A 22,540-nucleotide genomic window follows, 5' to 3' on the forward strand; every position below is an offset into this window, starting at 1 on the left:
CGCCTTCTGGGTCTATCGGACGCTTTCCCTTTTTTGTCTATCCTATATGAATAAGTACCTTTCAACCTAAGCTTCACCTTGCCCTGCTTCTGGTTCCTGTTCCGCAGTACTGGTAATCTACTGTGGCCAGCTTTACTGTTCCTCGAACGGTAAATTCCTCGTAGTCATCCCCTTATTCGCACTCCCGAATCCAAACGCTCATTTCTCCTTCATCCCGATTGGCCCAAGTGAAGTAGGGAATGAAGCGAAGATTGGCAGGCTGGGCATCCCAGTGAACATCACTGCGGTACAGTTGTGTTCCCCAGTCATCATAGGATACTATTCGCTGCCCAATGGTTGTAAATGCCGGAACCCCCAGAGGCATCTGATCCCCGCTACCGATATGAAACTGGGCGTCCCGGGGCAGCTGAATGCGATGCAATCCTCGGCCATTGTCGACTTCTTCGAGACAGTACATAAACGGTCCCCGCTGTATGGCTACTTTTCCGAAAGTGGCTCTGATGTGATCATGTCCTTTCATCCGCAGCAACTCCATAGGGAAGCGAAGCCTGATTTCATCACCGGCTTTCCACGTACGGGTCACCTTCATGTAACCGCATTCAAAAGTAAACCCATCCTGTTCTTTCTTCTCCCCATTAATCCACAGCTCGGGAATTTCGCACCAGTCCGGCTTTCTCAGAGCTATCGTAAACTCCATACCCTCTAGGGAATCAGGCCGAACGATCAGCTTCACTTCTCCGGTGGAGATATAGTCAGACGCCATAGTTAGCGCTGCTTTTCTATCCTTCAGTGTGAATTCCCCTTCCCCGCCGATATACAATTGCACATACAACGTAGCCTGTTCCACAACTGGGGTATACACGTATTGATCCAATGAGGCCAGTAATCGTGCAATGTTCGGCGGACAGCAGGCACAGCCAAACCACCCTTGCCTACGTGTTCGCACGTGGGCATAATTAGGATTCACACGTTGAATCTCCGGATCGACTTCAAGCGGATTCACATAGAAGAAGCGTTGACCATCCAAGGACATTCCACTAATCACCGTATTGTACAGAGCCCGCTCCATAACGTCCGCATACCGGCTATCCGGCTTCATCTGAAGCATGCGCTTCGCCCAAAAGATCAGGCCAATCGAGGCACAAGTCTCTGCGTAGGCCGTATCTCCCGGCAGGTCATAATCGCCTGTAAATGCTTCTTCTTTTGCTGATGAGCCAATGCTTCCCGTAATGTACATTCGCTTGCTCACGGTGTTGCACCACAATCGTTCACAGGCTTCTTTCAGTGATGTTTCCCCCGTCTTTGCAGCTACATCTGCCATAGCCGCACACATGTACACCAATCGAACCGCATGGCCTTCAGCTGTCGACTGCTCCCTAATGGGGAGATGAGACTGGGAGTAGCTGTGCTTATGCACCATGTCCAACTCGCCAAAATGTACGGTACGGCCCCTTTGTTCCCATTCCTCTACAAAAAAATGCGGACTCGCTCCCCGCTGATCCAGAAAATAACGGCTTAGTTCGAGATATTTCTCTTCCTTTGTCGTCTCATACAGCTTAAAGAGTGCAAGTTCAATCTCCTGATGCCCATCATAACCAGGCAATTGTCCCGGCTCTGTACCAAACACGGTGCCTATATGATCTGCCAGACGAATAACCACATCCAGAAGCATGCGCTTGCCAGTGGCATGATAGTACGCCACACCAGCCTCAATCATATGTCCTGCACAGTAAAGTTCATGGCATTCGGCGAGGTTTGTCCATCGCGCTCCAGGTTCACGCAAGGTAAAGTAGGTGTTCAAGTAACCATCAGCTTGCTGCGCCTGTGCTATGGTCTCAACAACGGAGTCCACGAGGACTTCCAGTTCCGGATCGGGCTTCGCAGAGAGCAGGTACGCTGCTGCTTCAATCCATTTTGCAACATCGCTGTCCTGAAATACCATCCCATAATGAACGCCCTCTTCTTCCCCTGCAGCGATGCGGAAATTCCGAATGGCCCGGCTTGGTTCAGCTCCTTCGATACGGTCATTGAGCGCTTCCCATTGGTAGGGAACAACCACGTTGCGGACCAGTTCTATATAATGTGACCAGAATGGATCATTGATTTTATGGCTATACCCTGGTGTCTGTGGATAAAGCGGTACATCTGGTTTTGTCATGGGAACCTCTCCTTGTTCTATTCAATATCCTTATTTTACAAATCATTACATCAGGGTGAAATCATCATTTCCAACTGAAATTTATATGATTACAACCTTGCACGAGCACCTTCCTTGCTGCCATTGTTCTTATTCAGTCTTTTCTCCACAAACGAGTGTTGAAGTTCTTTCAGTAATCCCAGGAATAGCTACATAAAACATCGTGGTATTCATTAGTACAATAAATATGCTAAACATCCAGATTAGCATTAAAGTATCCTACCGATTACCTCAACAAAAGGAAAACTATTTATTGCCAGCCGTCTTTATTAAAATTAATATTCCATCTTTTATTGAAGATTCAAAAGAAAAACCACCTAATTGATTAGGTGGTTGGTACGTAACTAATGTTTACCAATTGTGATATCGCTTCAGTCTGTATACGAATGTAATTATCTGATCAATTCCTCAATCAGACGATAGTTGCTCAATATTGACATCTACTGCATCGGTGTCCAAGACCACTCTATCACCTTGAAGATTTCTTACAGGGGCAGGTACGACGAGATTTGGATTTTTAACCAAAGCTTCTAGCCAAATAAGCTCTATGCAATATTCCCTTTTGATTGAATGGAAATCGTTGTGATTTGGATTTTGATAAGTACCCTGAAAGAGTCTCGCGGACTCCATGAAAAGAATTGATCCAGTAGAGCAAATCCTTATTCTAATTCTTCAATTGCTTGAGCGTGGTTATCCAGATCCTGATACCTGTCACCCACAGCGTCAAAGCAGAACCGAAACCGATAAAAGTAGACCTCGCAATTAGAGATACATCGCCAAAAGTGGTATTCAGTGGTATAAACAAAGAAATGATGCCTAGAATACTGAGCACTATACCTGTACCATAATAAAAATTCTGTCGAAACAATCGAGCTAAAGGAAAAAAATGAATACCAACAATGATAGCCATGATCGGGAAAAAGACTTCAAAGTGATCGAATAAGTTACAAAGCACACTTGCAATCAATATTGCCAGACCTTCTAAACTAAAGATCATACCGAATTTCCGATTAATTTTATTCCACTTTTCCCTCTCTTTCTCTGCAGTGACATTGTTCATGTTACGTGCTTTCCCAAATAGTGAAATAGCTCCGATTAGCAATGTTAATGTCACAATACCTGAAAGAACAAGCAGCCAAGGAGCTCCCAGTTTATTTGAACCAATAATACCAATTGCAGACCAAAGCGCTCCAAAAAAAGTCATGAACATTACCCCGTTTGCAGCTCCAAAAACAGCAGCTTTCGGTGGTTTTACTAAATGTTCCATACTAACCATGTCTCCTACAATTCAAATTTTAACCACTTTTAATGTACCATAAATTCCCTTTCAGGAAATACCCTGTTAAATTACATCTCCTCACCTGGGGGAGATTAATCTATGGATCTAAGATGGCTAACGGATTAAATTGGAACTATCCTGTCCGTTAGTATGCAAATACTAATAAATCCTCCATCAGCGTAATGAATCCATATGGACAAAAAATGAAGAAAACATGAAATTTAATTTGGAATATGAAACCTATGATATAGTTTTTCTACTTTCAAAAAATTAAGTATGGAGTGCTCTGTGTATTAAGCAGGAAGTGATAATATGTGGATTGTAATCGTGGCTTTCGTCTCTATTGTCATATGGAGTGTGTTATCACAAGAAATTATTAAATCTTCAGAAGAAAACAAAGAGAATAATAAAAGGAGAATAATAAAAGGAGAATAATACTTTTGTTGCAGCAGGTGTCTTATCAACAATAGTTCTGACTATCTCACTTTTCCATGACATTCGCGATTAATAATTGTCAAAAATATCCTTATTCAGGATATATATTTTCCTATTCAACTAGTATGTATGTAATTTCATTTGAATGTATTTTCCACTAATCTGCCCGTTAGTTTAGCGAATTGATGGGCAAATAACAATTTTGAGGTACTCTCGATACGATTGAACTAACTTGCCTGATAGTAGAATGGCGGCAGATCCATAAATGAGATCTGCCAGGCAGTGCGAAAAACGTTCTGCATTCGCTATTATCATGGGCGAAAGCTCATTTGAAATGGCAACATCTTTTGCTAAATCCTCCAGCGGATGCACTAAATGGTGAGAGCAGAAAACGTCTGAGCATCTTGTTGGGCTACAATCGTAACCGCTACAAAAACGGCATTCTTCTGGAAATGCAAATAGCACCGCCTGTTGCTCTAATCGTCAAGCACTGATTTTAAGGTTGAGCCGTTTTTAGAGCCTTATTTTTACGCAATAGGAGTGCCATTGGCTATTTCAGTATCCGGCTTTAGTAGAATAACATCTCCTTTTTCAGGGACTCCTCCCAAAACTAATACATCCGATTTGAATCCGGCAATACGCCGAGGAGGAAAATTGACGATTCCTATAATTTGCCTTCCTATAATTTCCTCAACCTTGTAACGCTTAGTTATTTGTGCACTTGAGGATTTCATCCCGATCTCCGGTCCAAAATCAATCTTAAGCTTTATCGCAGGGATCTTAGCTTCTTCAAAAAACTCCGCTTCCTTAATCGTACCGACACGAATATCTAGTGCTGCAAAATCATCAATCGTTGCCAACGTTTTGCCTCCTCCACTAAAGTCTTTAACCGCTCACGAAAATACCTCTCACGCTTTCCGGCAGAACTTAATGAGTTCCGCTCGGTACTGCGTTTTACTGCGCTGGGCGGAACGGCTGCAGGAGTCGAATCCCTTCCTCAATGGATCCCTCCATCAGTTCTAAGAGCTGGGGCACCAGTTCCTGCATCCGGGGGGCGCTCAGGTGCCGATTGAGGGCATCCCGGTTTTCCCAGCGCTCGTAGATGATGAATGTACCAGGCTGGCCTTCTACCTCGTGAGCCTCGTAGTCAATGTTGCCAAGGTCGTTGCGCGACGGGGTGACAGCAGCAGTCATGAATGCCTTCATCTCGGCTTCTCTCCCTGCCTTAGCTCTCGCCTCCCAGAGTACAGTAACGTAAGGGTTCTTTGTATCGTTCATACTAATTCCTCCTAAGTTATAAACACTTCGTATTTTTTTGCTTTACCGTTTTCTCAAATGGGGGATTCGCCGTTTATGCTTGAAATTCCAGTGTATTAATGGCTTAGTTAAATGCTGTTAAAATCGTCCAAAAGAACGATTAAAGCCTTGGCCCCCAAGAACATCTTGACGAACCACATCTAAACGACGTGTTTGGTATTCACCCAAAGCTTGTGTTATCGAATTCGGATACTGTTTAATGGAGTCCATAATGGCAACTGTATCATCAAGTGAGTCATTAAAGCCTGCGCCAGTCATTGGTGACATGGTATGAGCTGCATCGCCGATCATGGCTATTCTTCCTTTTGACAATATATTAGGGATGTATTCATTAACAGGTGCCCCGATTAAACTGCGGTCCTTAATCGCGATTTGCAAAATTGCATCATCTTCTTTATTCCAATTTGCTTGGCTGGTTTGTGATAGTTCTTCTAGTAGCGAATCCGGAATTGCTTCACCGTATAAGGAATGCTGGGCAATCCCGCCCTTTAATACACCTAATTCAGACAGCAAATGATTATGTGAATGATCAAACCAGCAAAAGCCAATCCATCGCTGGCCAGGATTGATTCCCCCTTTTATCCCTGGCATCACTGCAGTTGTCAATGTACCGGCAGCACTATCGTTGAAATAAGCGCTCGAAAGTTGCCGTTTTTTCCAGTCTTTCTTTGGCAGCAGTTCTTCGTCCACCTTCCCTACCCAAACCAAATAGCCAGCATAATCTGCAAATGGTTTGTCAGGGCTTAAATAGCGGCGGACAATACTGCGATATCCATCTGCGCCAATCAAAAAGTCACCTTTAAAGGTCTGCTCCTCTTCACTGGTAGCCCAAGCAGATGATTCATTTTGCCCAACACTAACAATACGTGTATGGTGCAGAAGGGTAATACCAGGTTCTTTAGCAACCGCATTGCGCAAACGTTCTTGAATGGCTGACCAGGCTTCAACATTGTTGTTACCATTGGATGCCAAGTGTCTTAATTCTCGTTCAATTTTACTATTACTATAAGGCTTTGTTTGCAGACGAATAAAAGCACCATTTCTTAAGGATGAATCTGCACGTTCAAGAATGGTAACTGTATAACCAGAACGAGATAACGCAAACCCCATCATTAGACCACCTAAAGATCCACCTACAATAATGGCATGTTCAAACTTGTTTTGTGGCATATTTCATTCTTCCTTTACTGCAGTTTCATCTGGCTGCGGAGCATCCGGTCGAGGACTTTGTCTGGGAGAATACGGACCAGTCGGGTCAGCAGTGCCGAATCGCGACCGACCGTATAGCGGGTGCGTGGCTTACTTGCGTGGATGGCTCGTGAAACCACATCTGCCACTTTCTTAGGAGGGATTCCGACCGCTGCCCACGATTCAGCCTGAGCCTTCACGGCATCAAAAAGACGATCATGGCGTCTGTGCTGATCGGGCGTCATCAACTTGGACAGTCGATCGGCTGTCGTAACCCCTTTCTCCGATAGGCTGGTGCTGACACCACCCGGAGTAATCATGATGACCTTGAGTCCGAACGAGGACATCTCTCTGCGGAGACTGTCATTGATCGCTTCCATCGCGTACTTTGCAGCCGAATAAATTCCGAAACCGGGCATAGAGATTTTGCCGCCAACGGATCCGATATTGACTATGCGTCCGCCGCTATTCAGCAAGGCCGGAGTAAGCGCCTGAATAACCGCGACCTGCCCGATCACGCTGACTTCGATCTGACGGCGAAATTCATTGAGCGGAACCATCTCTAGAGGTGCATTAACGGCTATGCCGGCATTGTTGACCACGGCGCGCAAAGGGCGACCTAGCGGATCTTGCTCCACTCGTTCGGCCAGCTCCCTTAGTGTGTCTATATTGGTAACATCAACGATTACTGGCTCGATATTTTTGCGTCTGATTTTGTCGGCGTCTTCCTGACGACGAACCCCTGCCAAAACATGAAATCCTTCAGCGGCGAGCTGCTCCGCGGTAGCCCTGCCGATTCCACTTGAAGTACCTGTGACGACAACCAATTCTTGAGTTTTATATGGCATTGTAAACCTCCTGAGTTTGATTAGTTATGAATCACTGTATAGCACTGTTATACGCCCATTATAGCACCGCTATACAAAACTGTCTATAGCGGTGCTATATATTTTTGTATAGTGTTGTCCTCATGCGACCTGAACATCATTTATGGCGGGGGCAGCGTGATTTACTTCGACGCTCACGAGATACCGTGGCGTGAGGAATGAGATCATCGAATTCCTCTGAAAATGAAAAAGATCGCCATCCTGCTTGGATAGGCGATCTCTTATGTGCCACGATTTGTGGTCCTTCATCTTTACCATGAAACAAAACAAAGCCCACATTGGGGCTTTGTCTGGAGTCTCCAGGCTCTGTCATCGATCCCTCATTTTGAACCGGCGTCCGGCTTTTGGATCAAAATGATCTGCATTACGCTTTCCCGAATGAGATCAACGACGTCGGGCTGGGGGGGAGGTACCTTGCGAATTCGGGACGTCACATACAGCCAAGAGGCCGTATTGGCAGAAGCCCAGACCAGATCTGCCGCAGCTTCGGCTGAAACAGCTAGTTTTCCTTCGGCGGCAACTCTTTGAACATTTTGCACCAGTGCTTGGTACGACTGATCTGCCGCCTCGATATGGGCGCCCTCGAGTAACCGCCCCATCATTGCCGCATAAATCCGAGGACGGGCTGCCGCGAAGCGAACATAGTCATCCCACCCCTGACGAAGTGCCATCTCTGGAATAGGGGACTCCACTGCGGCAATTTTGCTTTCAAATAACTGCTTGAACGCTTCCACTATAGCTGCACTCAGGAGTCCATCGGCATTACCGAAATGGTGGTAGAGTGTAGGAGCCGTAACCTGCGCGATCGAAGTTACAGCTCGCGTCGAAAATTGGGCTCCGCCCTCCTCTTCGAGTACCTTAAGAGCAGCTGCCAATATTTTATCATATGTGTTCATACGTCCATTATAGCAGTGCTATATCTGTATGTCCATGACGACGGTTGTACGTCTGTGACCATTATCCCTGTAGCTAAAAAAGGTACTGAGCATTTTTCTTTCAGATTACTTCCTCATTGTACAGAGGAGATGGAGCTACTGTTGTGGATATTTTAGGTTTGGAAGAACCAAACCTAGTAGTGAAATCGCAATAATATGGTTCGCGCTACTTGAGATAAGTTTCACCGCGAATAATCTTCAACTATCTTACCCGTAGTTGAACAAAAGCAGCTGATCACGTTGGTCAGCTGCTTTGTTGGTTTTTTATTGAGCTATCGTTTCCCGTTAGTTTAATCATCTAACTTCAATAACAAAAACTGCTGATGTATCCCCCAGCGAAAATTTCCCATCATCGGTTGTCCAGAAGGCTGAAATCTCGTAGTAATACGTACCTTGTTCATTTGGTGCATTAAAAGAGTCATTTTTCAAAGGAATTTGTAATGTTTTATCGTCGAAAAATTGCTGAATGTTCAAACGTTTAGGTGCCGGTTTATAAGCAAAAGAAACTGCAATGTCTCCTTCAGGAGTTATAACAGTAGGAGTAACCCCTTGTAACATTGTTCTTCCCCCTGCATAATCTGCACATCCTAAATTGCTCCAACAATAACTACTCTGGATAACTGGAATTTGGGTTTGCCCCGAAGTAACACTGGGAAGAGGTGGCGATTTCTTTGTAATTCTAATACCTACGCTCGTAGCGTATCCTTCAAATCTTGTATTTGCTACGAGTTTTCCTACAAAAGGAGTTAAATAAATGAGCACCACTAGTAAAGCTACAAATCCCGTAACAAATATAATAAATATCTTTTTATGATGCATCACAAGCCCCCTAACTCTAAAACAATAAACGTGATTTTGCCGTATTAGTTACATCATCTCATTAAAAATGTATTAAAGTATTCTGCCCGTTAGCTTAATGAATTAACGGCTAAAATGATGATTAGATATTTGCCTAATCGTCGATTGGACTATGTTCTTGTCTCTCGACAATATGTACTTGATCTATCACTTCTTTTTTTCAGTGATAATGTATCAAATTTAAGGTATTACCGCCCTGCTTACAATATGCTACGCTATGATTTAAACATTCAGATTTGGATCAATTAGGCTAGAATCATTCATACGATTCCATAGGTAAAAGTTCTGTCTCTTCTAAAATTACCAATATACGGCTGTACTGACGTTTCCATATTGCTTATATTGGAAAGTAAGAATTTATTAAAGGAACGTGAACGTGAGAACCCTACTCGATAAAACTCAAATTTCTAAGCTAATTCAGTATGTTGTTACATTTATTGTTTTTTTGTCGTTACTCCTTGGGATCCGTTGGCATTGGCTTGTGACTTATGCCCCTCCAACAGATCAGCCGCAAGTATCTAATGGTATTCTCGATTTGAGGGACTGGGATTTATTGGGTTCCAAACCCATCAATCTCAACGGAGAATGGATTTTCCATTCAGATACGTTTGCAAAACAACACGAAATGGCGAAATCGGATAAGCCTCTCCTTTTGCCTGTTCCGGGAGACTGGAAAAACGCATGGGGAGATGAAACAAAAACTTCATATGGCTTCGGAACATACCAGCTTCGCATTTTGCTGGATCGTCCACTCTCAGCCCCTATATCACTCTGGGTTCAAGAAATCCAATCTGCAGCCACTTTGGATATCAACGGTGAAACGATCGCATCCATGGGGAATACTGGTGAGTCCGGTCAGACTTACCTGCCAAACCGAAGCTCGTTTATCGTCGATTATATGCCTGATCGAAACACCCATGAACTGGATATACTCATCCGAGTGGCTAATTATGATCACCCATACGCTGGGGGAATCGTTAAGCCGATCAAGTTGGGGTCCCACTTGGCGATCCAGAAAGAAAACGGGGCATCCGTTGATTTCCAGCTCATCATGATTGTCATCCTTATATTGCACGGATTATATTGCTGTATTATATACTCATTCAACCCGAGGCAGTGGTCCCTGCTTGACTTTTTTCTGCTGCTTGTCTCTGCTGCTTTAACCGTAGCAGCATCAAACGATACCCTTCTGCTGAAGGTGTTCCCATTAAACTATACATGGGAAGTTAAAGTATCCGTACTTTCTTATTCATGGCTTTCCTATTTTATCTTGAAAATGAGTCGACGTTTTGCCTCTCCCAAACACAGTGGCTTATTTACCGCATTCAGTGTGCTTTTGGCGTTGTATACCGTTCTGATCTTTATCATACCGGTGCAATGGGTTCATTTTATTGTAGAGTACAAAGTGTTTAGTGTTTTTTACTTACTGCCGATGATAACGTCCCTTTTTCTCTTTATTCAAATGGTTATAAAGAACAAGGAAGATTCTATTTTCTTACTCCTGTCGGCCAGCGGCGTGTTGGCCAGCTCAATCTGGGGAGCTATTAGTAGATATACGGCACTTCCTGCTGTTTATTATCCAATCGATGTACTTGCGGCCATTATCGGGTTTTCTGCCTATTGGTTTAAGCGGTATGTTCGTAACAACCAACGAATCAGTGAATTAAACGATAAGCTGCAGCTGGCGGATCAGATGAAAAATCGATTTCTTGCCAATACCTCTCATGAACTGCGTACACCACTGCATGGAATCACGAATATTGCGATAAGCCTTGCAGAACGTGAGAAAGAAACACTCAGTAAACAGAGTAATGAAGACCTAGATCTTCTGGTTAAGGTCAGTTACCAGATGTCCCATTTGTTAAATGATCTCTTGGATATCACTCACCTTAAAGAGAAGCGAATTCAGCTGTATCCGAGTAGAACTTCTTTCATATCTGTCGTAAACGGAGTGTTTGATCTATTAAAATTTATGATGGAAGGTTCATCTGTACAGTTAAAAGCTGATATTCCCAATTCGCTCCCTGCCGTTCACGCAGATGAAAAGCGGCTGTTTCAAATTGTACTGAACTTGGTTCATAATGCGATCAAATACACGGAGAATGGGGAAATTACGGTAACCGCTTATCCTGAGGGAAGCGGAGTAACTATCCAAGTAACGGATACGGGCATTGGAATGGATCAAGAAACCATCAAGCGTATATTTCTTCCATATGAACAGGGTGAGCAAGGATTAAATGACGCCAGGGGGATCGGACTTGGGCTGAGCATTAGCAAGGAGCTCGTTGAACTTCATGGCGGAGAGCTCACCGTTATATCGGAGAAACATATAGGAACGACGTTTGAATTCACACTTCCGTCTGCCGATATGGACGTAGAAAACAGTATACAGTCGGTTTTCCTTCCTCTTGTCGGGAGAGATACCTTAAACGAAATTGCAGCCAGCGCCGACTACAAGCAAAGACCTGTCTCGGTGAGGATGCAAACAAGATCACTGTCGACCGAACATCCCGTGAGTATTCTGGTTGTTGATGACGACCCTATTAACCTGAGAGTTTTGGCCGGCATCCTATCTACAGAGTCGTATCATCTAAGATGCGTTGTTTCAGCGATTGAAGCGCTTGAGCTCCTCGGTACGCAATCCTGGGATCTCCTCATCGCTGACGTAATGATGCCTGAAATGTCTGGCTATGCACTCACACGCGCTGTAAGAGAGCGCTACAATGCTTCTGAGTTGCCCGTACTTCTACTGACGGCCCGAAGTGAATCGAATGATGTGTATGCCGGCTTTGAGTCTGGGGCTAACGATTATGTCACAAAACCAGTCGACCCGGTGGAATTAAGATACCGCATCCATTCGCTGATTACTTTAAAACACTCTGTTGATGATCGTCTAAGCATGGAAGCCGCGTATATGCAGGCACAAATTCATCCTCATTTTTTGTTCAACACGTTGAATTCGATTGTCGCACTTAGCGACATCGACATTGATCGTATGCGCAAGCTTGTGGATTCATTTAGCACCTATCTACAAATCAGCTTTCATTACCGAAATAAAAATCGTCTGATACCGCTCCAGCAGGAGCTTGAACTTATACAGGCCTATTTATACGTAGAAAAGGAACGTTACGGAGCTCGATTGAACATCGAATGGGAAGTGGACTGGAATATTAACGTACTTATCCCCCCTTTAACGATTCAACCGATATTGGAAAATGCCGTCCGGCACGGTATTGTAACCAGAGTCAAAGGTGGTACAATCCGGATAAAGATTGAAAGGCAGGAAGATTTCATTGTCGTTGAATTGGCGGATAACGGGATTGGAATGGAACCAGACCAAGTCGCCCAACTATGGAATGCTCCCGGGCAGAGAAAGGGCGGCATCGGACTGTACAATACAAATCATCGACTTATGCAAACCTTCGGCAGCGGCTTGAACATTCAAAGCAAGAAAAATCAAGGCACAACCGTTTCGTTTAGAATTCCGGCAGAATCTATAGCTAAACTGAAATAATGTAAAAAGGAGAACTGCCTATATACAGGCAATTCTCCTTTTTATTAGGCAGGTGTATTAATCAGGAAGGCAGAAAATGCTTCTTCGAGATCCCTCCAATATTTTGCTGATGACATTAATCATAAAGTAAACAAAATGATTAGTACAAGAGAAGTGATCGCCGGAATACCTGATATCACACTCGCGAAATAATAAGTTGCTGCTCGGTATCCCTTGCATAATTCAATATTTCATGCTATCGTTTCCCGTTAGCGTAACAAAGCTAGAACTTTCATTTTTAGCTCCGAACAAATAAGAATTAAGTTTCACTGAGCAACTGCACAACATTAGATGAGGTTAAACGAGAAATTAAAGCCTATATGACTTATTATAATCACTACAGATACCAATGGAACTTATAAAAGATGGCCCCTGTAGAATACAGAGATCACCTTCTTCAAGCCATGTAGGTCTTTTTAGAAATGTCCTTTACATAGGGTACACTTTAGTATGACCGCTGCCTTTTATCTTAATTGAACTAACGTTCGGTAATTTATAATAGCGAGGTTACGAACTTCACCTCCGGAAAACGGGTATCCGGTCCTTTCATTAAGATTCCGACTTGATTTTTCAGATACATATCGAAAAAATCCAGCATATAGGCATTGATTACGGAGTTCGCTTTTTCGGGCGCAATCTTTCCTGTAATGCCCAGCTTGTCGAAGATCGGAGAAATGAACTGTATGTCGGCAAAATTCAAATGCTCCGTATTTTCGATATAGAGGAATTGTCCCCCTTCGTCGACCGTTTGGCGCATCCGTTCAAGCTCCAACTTTTTATCTTCCGTTACTTGATCCTCCCACTCTCTTGTTGAGCCCATACGCTTAAGCTCTGAATCCGTGTAGACCCGGTTATCCATCACCCTTTTTAATTTTTCGAAATAGCTTTCCGAATTGAGGAACAAAAAAGGCTTTCGCAGATCCTCTCTGTCATGCAGACGATAAAGTCCTCCATCAAGGTCTATTCCAACCGCGATTCGCGGATCGTATGATGCGTCATAGGCCGTTGCTCCGCCGATGGAATGACCGAACACTCCGACATGACCGAGATCCATCCGCCCTTTTAGATGACTTGGAATCTGCCCCGATTGGATGAGTTCGAACTGGTCCAACGTAAACGTCACATCGTCGGTTAAAACTTTTCCCAACTTGTCGCGATTTCCTCTACTCGTCTGGTAATCATGGCCGGGCGAAAATAAGTCGTCGGTTGTGCTGGTCGTGATTCGCCCGTCCGGAAACTCGGTTGCGAATGTATTGTAGGTGTGGTCGATCACGGCCACGATATATCCGTGACTCGCGAGATTTTCGGCCTGCGACGTGTGGAGGAACCTGGAAGAGCCGTTGCCGGGATTCGCAAGGATCAGCGGATATGAAGTTTGTACCGAAGAGACTTCGGCCCCCGAATAGGCATGACTGGATACGTACTTCAGGTGTTGAAAAGTAAACCCGGGAAGGCCATAGTCCGCGGCCATGTATTGTAAAATCCGGGTATCGGGAATAAAAGGTGCGTACTTGCCGGTTCCATCTTGAGCCGGATACCATACCTGAACCATCAATTCTCTCTTCCCATCTCTGGCTTCGTCGAAAATCTCTTCCCTATTTGTATCCATGAGATGAAAAGTTTGCGTTCCTACCTTAAATTCGCCTGTCGGTTCAGGTAGTTTAAATACAGGAAAAGCATACATGAGACCTGCTGTTACGACCAGCAATATCGCTATTGCTGTATAAGCTGAGCCCAACATGAATCGTGGGATTTTTTTGGGGCCGCTTTTTTTGAAATAGCTACAACCTGAAATGACTAAAAATATGATCGTTATGCAATATGGAAAAAATAGCTGAACTCTGTATCCTTCCACCGTCCAATGAATGCCCAGTAAAAGTGTGGCGATCCCGCTTGCAGCGAATACTGGAATTCTACGCCGTCCTTTTTTTAAGAGGACTGTTAAAGCAATCAAGCCGATGTTTGACAAAAAAAGCAACAGTTCAAACAGCCTCATCTCGATTCTCCTTTTTTCTCCAATATTATCCTGCCACGCTAGCCTAAGCTATCGATTTGCCTTTAATTTACCTTACAATTTTGTAAGACGCTTACTTAGCACGTAACCATGAAGTGGTAACCATACCTGAGACTGCTCTTGCAGACCTTTTTCTTCTACCCCAGTAAACTGCGCCCGTTAGTTGAGCAAAAGCAGCCGATCATTTTGATCAGCTGCTTTTTGGTTTACAAAATAATCACTCGGATGTTCAGCGGATCAGTCGCAGCCGCAGTCTTACATTATTGAAAGACTGGTGAAAGCTTAATAGATAGGAGCTGCATTTGGCTTTCGGTATACTTAAACCATAAAAACTGCTAAGTTTAGCGGATAACATGGGAGGAGTTACAGATGGATTTCAGTCAAGTGATACATAGACTACTGCCGATTGCGGGTGTTGCATTGGCAGTGGGTCTGATTGTCCTTGGAGTGGTGTATTTAGCGTACAAGGTTTACAGGAAAATGGGAGGCAAACGCATCATAACCATCTGGCAATTTATAGCGTCATTTTCGATTCTCGGCTGGCTGATCATTGTCATGATGTTAACTACTTTCAGCAGAGGTGCTCATTTTGATGGCTGGGTTAACCTGGAGTTGTTTAGCGGCTATGTAAGTGCATGGAATCAATGGTCACTCAGCGAATTTCAGCTTATCATTTTCAATATGTTGATGTTTGCACCACTAGGCTTTTTGCTCCCGCTTCTCGGGATGAAGACGCGTCGTTTCAAGTTGGTATTTATTATATCGCTTCTTGTCACGCTAGGTATTGAAGCCTTCCAGATGGTTACCGGCAGGGGAATCTTCGAACTGGATGATCTGTTGCACAATACACTGGGCAGTTTAGCCGGATACGGGTTAATGAGAGCGATCCTCGATATCTTGAAGCAGAAAAAAATCTCTTTCAAAGCAATCTTTAGTGCGGTCTGCATTCCATTGGCCTTTACGCTATTATTTACGGGAGCATTTATCATTTACTCAAGTAAAGAACTCGGCAATCTTTCCGTACGTCCGGCGACTTCCCAGAAGATGAATCAGGTCAGCGTCATGCTGGACACGAAGCTGCCTGACTACGGCGAATCAGCACCACTATATCGGAGCCATGAAATTCACAACATGGAATATGGCAAGCAGATGGCTTCTTTAATGAAAGATCATTTTCAACTACAACAGCGTGGTCGTATTTCCATAGATGGTTTCAACCGGATATGGAGTCTGTATGACAGTACCGGAAAAGAGTACACGTTTAATTACAACGTAAACAGCGGTAACTGGTGGTTGGCACGTGATCAGAGGTCATCAAGCTCAATGGAACCCGAAATTCTTACAGAAAAAGGCGAAGCTTATGTCAAGTGGCTAAGTCAACATGGATTACTGCCTAAGAACGCAGAATTCAGTACTCAAAATGAAGACACCGTTCGGTGGGATTTGCATATGACCAATGCAGATATGATAACAGGGCAGCAAGACTTTGATAACGGAATGATCATCATAGTTCCTGCAGCAGAAAGTCTAATTCCACAGGAATTGTTCTATTCCATGAATAAAAACGCGTATATCCGTTCAGTAGATGTTGAAAGTCCGGCTAAGGCATATGAAGAAATTCTCAAAGGCAATTTCTCCATCTATAATGATTTGAAAGCAGGCGACGAACTGATAGTGAAAGGTTATGAACTGACCTATACCTATGATTCAAAAGGTTACTACCAGCCGGTGTACCAATTTGAGGGAACCGTTAACGGGGCGGAATGGAGCACCTTGATTCCGGCCATGAAGAATTAAAAGTTGTATTACCTTCGAACTAAATGCTCCATCTATTCAAATACGAGCTTTGAAGTTACTTGAACATATTCCCAACGAGAGCCGCTATCTTAACGGCTCAGGCTGTCGAGAAACTCTCGACAGCCTATTTTACATCTAATTTATTTAAGACGACACCGCGTTAACGTTTTATAACTATGGATGATTGAACACCCTTTATAGCTAGAAATTCTTTGTGGCAAAGCACCGATGGTTTCTATTTGTTATATAACAAAAACATTATTTTGTGTTTTAAGTACTAAGCCAGCTGCCAACCTGCCAACTGCTCCATGCTATTTTGAAATTAACGACTCCCGTTTGCGTATGACCTGGCATCTGTGATAGGTTCATCTTAACGGGTCTATAGGCGAAAAAAGGAGCCCTCTTTGATAGTTTTTACAAGTCGTAATGTACTCCGGTTAACTTCTCGGATAGTAACCAAAGTTTTTCCGCAAGCTGCACATCCAATGCCTTTTTGGGGAAATCTACAATCTTTGGTTTCTTAGCCTTTAGAGGATTCATTCCTAGCCCTACGTAAATATCTCCGGTGATTGTTGAATCCGTGGCTGCAATAAGTGATGGCCAAGATGATTGCTCCGGAGGAGTACCAAATATTTTCATTAATAGCAGTCCAAATGCTTTGGTTCCCTTCGGTGCGTTTCTCCCGATTCCTGTAGGACTTGTACCAGGATGTACTGCTATAGAAGTAATACCTTTCTTCTTCGCACGTCGATTTAATTCTCGGGCAAACAGTATGTTTGAAAGTTTCGAGCGATTGTATCCTGCCATTGGTCTGTATTTCTTATCCATTTTTAAATCAGAAAAATCGATATCACCCATTTGAGCTGACTGTGCGCTAACGGTAACGATTCGACCGTGGTTCTTTTCAATTAACGGCAATAACAGACCTGTCAACGCGAAGTGTCCAAGATGATTGGTTCCAAAGTGCATTTCAAAACCATCGGCCGTCAGTTCACGAGTAGGAACTGCCATTACCCCAGCATTGTTTATAAGGACGTCTATTCCTTTCACTTTCCCGTGGATCGTGTCGGCAAAGCTTCGAACTGACTTCAGATCAGCCAAGTTCAATGGCTCCACTGTCACATCTATATTTGGCGCCGTTTGTTTCATCTTTATGATTGCTTCTTCGCCGCGCCTAGGATCACGGCTTCCAATGATCACTTTGGCACCGTGCTTCGCTAGCTCTAATGCCGTATAATAGCCTACCCCGCCATTGCCTCCCGTCACGATAGCGGTTTTTCCACTTAAGTTTGGGAGATCGTCAGGCGTCCAGTTTGGTCTCATGATTTATTCCTCCGAAAGATTATTTTTTTATATGTAATCGGGTCCTTACTACATGCAAAGCTGTATCAGTCAGTCGTGAATAAACGAGAATTGTTTGATATACCGAGCATGTTCGACTGAATCGATCATGAATCTAGCCACGTCGTTACGAGAAATTTTAGCTAGCATGGAAGGAGTAAAACCACCGTGCTTATAACGTCCTTTGCCCGGCTCATTGGTGAGCCTTGAAGGCTGAACGATAGTCCAGTCCAATCCACTTTTCCGTACAATACCATCCTGCCTTTCCTTATCGTAAAACTCGCGGAACGTTATTAAAGAAACTAGTTTTACAATCATTCTCATCCCAATTCCAAGCTGATTCCTGCTTTCTCTGCTGGTGCCAAAGCCCGTAAGAACGACCAGTCTCTTTACTTTATGCCTTCTCATCGCATTCACTATTGAACGAGTCCCACGTAAGCATAGATCTGAAGGACTTCCTGCTGTGGCTCCTAAAGCTACAAACACCGCATCTTGCCCCTCAACAGCCGATCCTACATCATCTTCACTAAATACATTGCCTTCTACAACTGTTAATCCCTCCCGGGTAAACGGGATTCGATCTGCGGCACGTACAAAGGCTTTTACGGTATGTCCCTTGTTAATCGCTTGGTCAATTAGCTGTAAGCCCGTACCCCCACTAGCTCCAAAGATAGTAAACTTCATAGTTTATTGCCTCTCTTTTATCTGTATCTCACCAGTAATAAGTGAATATTCATTTATTTATTGGTGGAAAGAACAGCGATGCGTAGCATCGCTTAAAATAATTTACTATGCCTTAATAGCGTCCCAACTCATCTTGATGGCAGAGTCTAATTGTTTATTATTCAACATGGTCCCGTTCTTCAAATGTGTTTTCAACAATTCGGCTATCGGCAAGATGGAGTAAGCAATTAGCATGTTAATATCCTCCTTCTTCAAGATCTCCTGTCGGATGCCGTCTTCAAACATCTCGAAGATCGGTTGAAACTGACTTGCCGTATCCTCTAGGCACCATTTCTGGGGCAAAGGCGAATTCATTATTTGCTCCAGAAACAAAAAGTATTCTTTGAAGGATTGAATAAAATCAACATAGTTGCGGATGATGGCCTCAAATCGTTCGTAAACTGTTCGGGTATGATCCGCTCCCTGAAACATTTCCTCGCTCATCTTGCCTTTAATCTTCAAGTAAGTCTTGTAGAGCAGATCCTCTTTGTTCTCATGGTAAATATAAATCGTCGCTGCCGATACACTCGCTCTTTTGGCGATTTTTGATATCGACGTATCAGAGAAACCGATCTCATTAATTAGCTGTATGGTCGCGTCAAATATTGCTTCGACTTTGTTATCATCTCTATATCTCATGAAGCAATAATAAACGATCGTTTATTTATTGTCAACGTTAAGTATTGCTTGATTGGTTGGGGCTTTTTCTTTACCCGCCCCCAAATTTGACGCCCCGAGAAAGAATCTCAGCCTAAAAATTCGCTCTACTTGGATACGTTTCACCGCGCTGTCTGCAACCGACAAGTTTAATGGTCATCTACACGGATGGCTTTCTTAGCGTTATAAGCTACAAATTTGACAACGATTACTCGATAACGAGACGACAGCATCAATAAGAACAAGTCGGGGGAAACGAACGCGTCTATGAAATGGTTTGTAAAATGCGAGTGATTTCTTTTTCGATAACGGAATCGTCAACAGTATCCAGATACTCAGGACTAATCACTTGATACTGTTTCATTTTATAAAATTCCATAACGGCTTGTTTCAAGGTGAGATCATACCATTGAATACTAAAGGTCGGTTCCATAATGCGCCGAAGCGTAGCATCATCTTGAACTAAGGACAGCGCAGCGTGCATTCTGTTAAAAATCTTCTTATCCATACCGGATTGAAAAAAAGATTGTAAATTTTTAATTCTATTTTGTTGAGCAACGGAAATGTTTTCAAAAAGTCGTGGATAAAACTCCTTGAGGTCTTGCAGGAACAAATCGGATAAATAAATAACACCTATTAACGATTCCAGAAACGTTTTTTGAAATCGATCAATATATGAAATGGAATCATCATATACAACAGTGTCAGCCTGCTGCAAATACTGAATTCCATACTCTACAACCTGTTCGATGATTTCATCTTTGGATGAAAAGTGCTTGTAAAGCGTCACTTTACTAATGTCCATATGTTTTGCGATATCGTCAATTTTCATTTGGCTGAATCTGGTTCTTCTAATTACAGGTTTGATTTTATTGAGATATTGATCTGCGCTAACGGGTTTTCTCACGATTGAAGCCTCCTCTAATGCTCATCAAATCATATTATATCAAAATTGCTGTATCAATAAACAATATTTAATTAAAATATTAAATTAACTAATTTCGTTAAATTAGTTTACTTAGTTAATTTATAGTTGTATAATCTCTCTTGTAATGAATATCCAATCGAGGAAGGGATAACGGTCTCAGAAGCGATATCCCTTCCGCGAAATCACACATAAAAAGGAGAAATACACAGTGAAAATCACAGTTCTCGGCTCACTCGGCAATATCAACCGTAACTACCTCCCATCCCTAATCGCAGACGGCCACGATGTCACCGTCATCACAAGCTCCAAAGATCGTATCGCCGACATCGAAGCGCTCGGTGCCAAACCGGCGGTCGGCTCAAACCTCGACGTCGAATTCCTCGCGCAGGCCTTTGCAGGTAGCGACGTCGTTTACCTCATGATTTCGGGAATCAATTATACCTCTGGCACCGACATGTGGCAGACCGCCATTGATCTTGCTGAAAATTATAAGGCCGCTGTGCTAAAATCAGGCGTAAAAAACGTCGTCAACCTCAGCTCAGTCGGCGCCGACAACCCAAACGCCGGCATTCTCTACAGCTATCATTTTGCAGAAGACGCGTTAAACTCGCTTGAAGGCGTGAACGTTGTCCACATCCGCCCTGTCGGCTTTTACAGCAATCTTTTTGCCGACATACAAAGCCTCAAAACCCAGCAAACCATCTTCAGTCCAATTTCAGTTGACATCCCTCAAGGCTGGGTCAGCCCCATTGATATCGCGGACGTCGCTTACGCCATGATTTCTCACACCCCAGCGGGTAAAAGCTCGAAGTTCGTAGTTAGTGACTGGGCCACAGGCAACGACTGGCTCAACGCCCTTGCTGAGAATGGTATTGAAGCCAAATACCAACCAATCCCCGTTGAAGATCTCACTGAGAATATGAAAAAAATCGGCTTCCACGAAAACACTGCCAACGGCTTTGCCCAAATGAACCGCGCCTGCGAGAATGCTGACGAGTTCTACACCAGCCTCCGTGCCACCGACTACCACCTCGGTAAAGTCAAGGTCGGAGACTTTGCGAAAGTTTTTGCAGACGTATATAATAAATCTGTTTAAACATTCCAGAATACTGTTTATCCTGCGGATGAGAGCGCCTAAGTACGCTATTTCTTTCGATAACTTGACCCGGAAAATCTTGGGATGGCAGCCTGTTCATCCTGCTCTAATCTCAGACCTCGCACAGGGTTTTCCTCTGACTTGGTTTTGACATATAAAGAACAAAAGCTCGCTGAAGTGATAGCGAGCTTTGTTCTTTATTGATAATTCGCACAAAAAAATATCCTTAACTGTGATAAGGTTCTTATCGAATGGCTTCAAACTAACCTGCCCGTTAGTTTAACAAAAGCAGCCGATCATGATGGTCAACAACTTCCCTGGTTTTTAGGAATAACTTTTCCCGTTAGCGGAATAAACGGATTAGAGACGGTATTAGTTGTCGGATACTTAAATTGTCTGTTTGGATATCTTCCCGAAATATCCTTCAACTATTTCACGGAATTCGAGAGCAGCCCGCGAAATGTACCGACTCCTGTGCCATAACAAAGCGATCTCCCGTACCAATTCATGATTTTCTACTTTGAGATATTTGATATGTTCCCAAGAAATCTTTGCCGTACTTGGTATAAAAGCTATGCCAATTCCCGCTTCCACTAGAGAAATTAGCCTTGCGGGTTCATCTCCTTCATACACATACGTAGGTACAAATCCAACCGATTTGCATATAGAATCCACCAGATCGCGAGTACCGTAGCCTCTTTTTACACCAACAAAACATTCATCCCTTAGCTCAGTTAAAGATATGCTGTTTCGGTCAGCAAGCCGATGCCCTTTGGGAACAGCTACAAGAATCGGGTCGATGAACATGATTTGACATTCAATGTCTTCCCCTTGAATAGGAGGTGAGGACAAGCAAAAATCAACCTCTCCTCTATGAAGAAGCGTAACCATTTCCTGCGTGGTGAGCATTTGCACATGAAACTGGATATCGGGTCGCTTGTTCCGAAACTCTCGAAGGATCTGTGGCAATGTGCTTGCGGTGGTCACCGCCAATTCGAGTGTTCCATGTTCTGGGCTAGACAAATCGCTAATCTCCTGCTTTCCCTGTTCCAATTCAAACAACGACCTTTCTGCACGGCGATAGAATTTGCTTCCAAACTCATTCAATCGGAGTTTCCTCCCTATTCGATCGAATAACGGAACTCCCAAATCCTCCTCCAAGCGCCCAATCGTTTTGCTTAGTGACGATTGAGTGACATGCAGACTTCGTGCTGCTTCGGTCATATGTTCCAAACGAGCTACCTCGAGAAAATATCTCAGTTGAAGAAGTTCCATTTTACACCCTCCACTCATTCCCTTGAGTCAATGAAATCATAACATAAAATGCATTGGAAT

Annotated in this window: 17 protein-coding genes and 1 pseudogene; 4 read left to right on the top strand and 14 right to left on the bottom strand. The window is 43.6% G+C overall.

Annotated features, from left to right (window positions below):
* Positions 1 to 172: 172 nt before the first annotated feature.
* From AAIH57_RS06100 to AAIH57_RS06135, 8 genes are all read right to left on the bottom strand, one after another.
* Entirely contained in the window at positions 173 to 2,158 is a 1,986-nt protein-coding gene (locus AAIH57_RS06100; RefSeq protein WP_430020936.1) for a glycoside hydrolase family 127 protein, read from the bottom strand.
* A 703-nt stretch (positions 2,159 to 2,861) separates the two neighbouring features.
* Positions 2,862 to 3,464, bottom strand: a complete 603-nt coding sequence (locus AAIH57_RS06105) for a DUF7010 family protein (RefSeq protein WP_430020937.1) — start codon at positions 3,462 to 3,464, stop codon at positions 2,862 to 2,864.
* A 974-nt stretch (positions 3,465 to 4,438) separates the two neighbouring features.
* Complete coding sequence (csaA, locus tag AAIH57_RS06110) at positions 4,439 to 4,771, bottom strand: chaperone CsaA (protein ID WP_430020938.1); 333 nt, start codon at positions 4,769 to 4,771, stop codon at positions 4,439 to 4,441.
* Positions 4,772 to 4,865: 94 nt separating this feature from the next.
* A complete protein-coding gene (locus AAIH57_RS06115) occupies positions 4,866 to 5,189 on the bottom strand; it encodes a putative quinol monooxygenase (protein ID WP_062327794.1) in 324 nt (107 codons plus the stop codon).
* A gap of 117 nt (positions 5,190 to 5,306) precedes the next feature.
* Positions 5,307 to 6,398, bottom strand: a complete 1,092-nt coding sequence (locus AAIH57_RS06120) for an FAD-dependent monooxygenase (RefSeq protein ID WP_430020939.1) — start codon at positions 6,396 to 6,398, stop codon at positions 5,307 to 5,309.
* 14 nt (positions 6,399 to 6,412) lie between these two features.
* Positions 6,413 to 7,264, bottom strand: coding sequence for an SDR family NAD(P)-dependent oxidoreductase (locus AAIH57_RS06125; protein ID WP_430020940.1), 852 nt, complete (start codon positions 7,262 to 7,264; stop codon positions 6,413 to 6,415).
* A 359-nt stretch (positions 7,265 to 7,623) separates the two neighbouring features.
* On the bottom strand, positions 7,624 to 8,199 hold the full coding sequence (locus AAIH57_RS06130; protein WP_175398650.1) for a TetR/AcrR family transcriptional regulator: 576 nt from the start codon (positions 8,197 to 8,199) through the stop codon (positions 7,624 to 7,626).
* A 333-nt stretch (positions 8,200 to 8,532) separates the two neighbouring features.
* Entirely contained in the window at positions 8,533 to 9,057 is a 525-nt protein-coding gene (locus AAIH57_RS06135; protein WP_430020941.1) for a hypothetical protein, read from the bottom strand.
* 592 nt (positions 9,058 to 9,649) lie between these two features.
* On the opposite strand from AAIH57_RS06135, the gene AAIH57_RS06140 reads away from it, so the two are divergent.
* Positions 9,650 to 12,610 carry a hybrid sensor histidine kinase/response regulator gene (locus tag AAIH57_RS06140; RefSeq protein WP_430020942.1) on the top strand — a complete coding sequence of 987 codons (2,961 nt, stop codon included), beginning with the start codon at positions 9,650 to 9,652 and terminating at the stop codon, positions 12,608 to 12,610.
* 323 nt (positions 12,611 to 12,933) lie between these two features.
* A pseudogene (locus tag AAIH57_RS06145) lies at positions 12,934 to 13,011 on the top strand (hypothetical protein); the annotation flags it as partial.
* A gap of 131 nt (positions 13,012 to 13,142) precedes the next feature.
* Here the strand turns inward: AAIH57_RS06145 and AAIH57_RS06150 are convergent.
* Positions 13,143 to 14,645, bottom strand: coding sequence for an alpha/beta hydrolase family protein (locus AAIH57_RS06150; protein ID WP_430020943.1), 1,503 nt, complete (start codon positions 14,643 to 14,645; stop codon positions 13,143 to 13,145).
* 387 nt (positions 14,646 to 15,032) lie between these two features.
* On the opposite strand from AAIH57_RS06150, the gene AAIH57_RS06155 reads away from it, so the two are divergent.
* Positions 15,033 to 16,460: a VanZ family protein gene (locus AAIH57_RS06155; RefSeq protein WP_430020944.1), complete on the top strand. Its 1,428-nt coding sequence runs from the start codon at positions 15,033 to 15,035 to the stop codon at positions 16,458 to 16,460.
* Between the two features lie 414 nt (positions 16,461 to 16,874).
* On the opposite strand, the gene AAIH57_RS06160 is transcribed toward AAIH57_RS06155, so the two are convergent.
* From AAIH57_RS06160 to AAIH57_RS06175, 4 genes are all read right to left on the bottom strand, one after another.
* Entirely contained in the window at positions 16,875 to 17,783 is a 909-nt protein-coding gene (locus AAIH57_RS06160) for an oxidoreductase (protein ID WP_430020945.1), read from the bottom strand.
* Positions 17,784 to 17,852: 69 nt separating this feature from the next.
* On the bottom strand, positions 17,853 to 18,485 hold the full coding sequence (locus tag AAIH57_RS06165; RefSeq protein ID WP_430020946.1) for an NAD(P)-dependent oxidoreductase: 633 nt from the start codon (positions 18,483 to 18,485) through the stop codon (positions 17,853 to 17,855).
* A 105-nt stretch (positions 18,486 to 18,590) separates the two neighbouring features.
* Complete coding sequence (locus AAIH57_RS06170) at positions 18,591 to 19,163, bottom strand: TetR/AcrR family transcriptional regulator (RefSeq protein ID WP_430020947.1); 573 nt, start codon at positions 19,161 to 19,163, stop codon at positions 18,591 to 18,593.
* 283 nt (positions 19,164 to 19,446) lie between these two features.
* Positions 19,447 to 20,088, bottom strand: a complete 642-nt coding sequence (locus AAIH57_RS06175; RefSeq protein WP_175398658.1) for a TetR/AcrR family transcriptional regulator — start codon at positions 20,086 to 20,088, stop codon at positions 19,447 to 19,449.
* A gap of 229 nt (positions 20,089 to 20,317) precedes the next feature.
* On the opposite strand from AAIH57_RS06175, the gene AAIH57_RS06180 reads away from it, so the two are divergent.
* The gene (locus AAIH57_RS06180; protein ID WP_175398659.1) at positions 20,318 to 21,205 is read left to right on the top strand and encodes an NAD(P)H-binding protein; all 888 of its coding nucleotides are present in this window, start codon (positions 20,318 to 20,320) and stop codon (positions 21,203 to 21,205) included.
* 387 nt (positions 21,206 to 21,592) lie between these two features.
* Here AAIH57_RS06180 and AAIH57_RS06185 read toward each other — a convergent pair whose 3' ends face one another.
* The gene (locus tag AAIH57_RS06185; protein WP_430020948.1) at positions 21,593 to 22,480 is read right to left on the bottom strand and encodes a LysR family transcriptional regulator; all 888 of its coding nucleotides are present in this window, start codon (positions 22,478 to 22,480) and stop codon (positions 21,593 to 21,595) included.
* Positions 22,481 to 22,540: the final 60 nt, after the last annotated feature.

The organism is Paenibacillus sp. MABNR03 (genome assembly GCF_050455445.1).
Taxonomy (GTDB): domain Bacteria; phylum Bacillota; class Bacilli; order Paenibacillales; family Paenibacillaceae; genus Paenibacillus; species Paenibacillus xylanilyticus.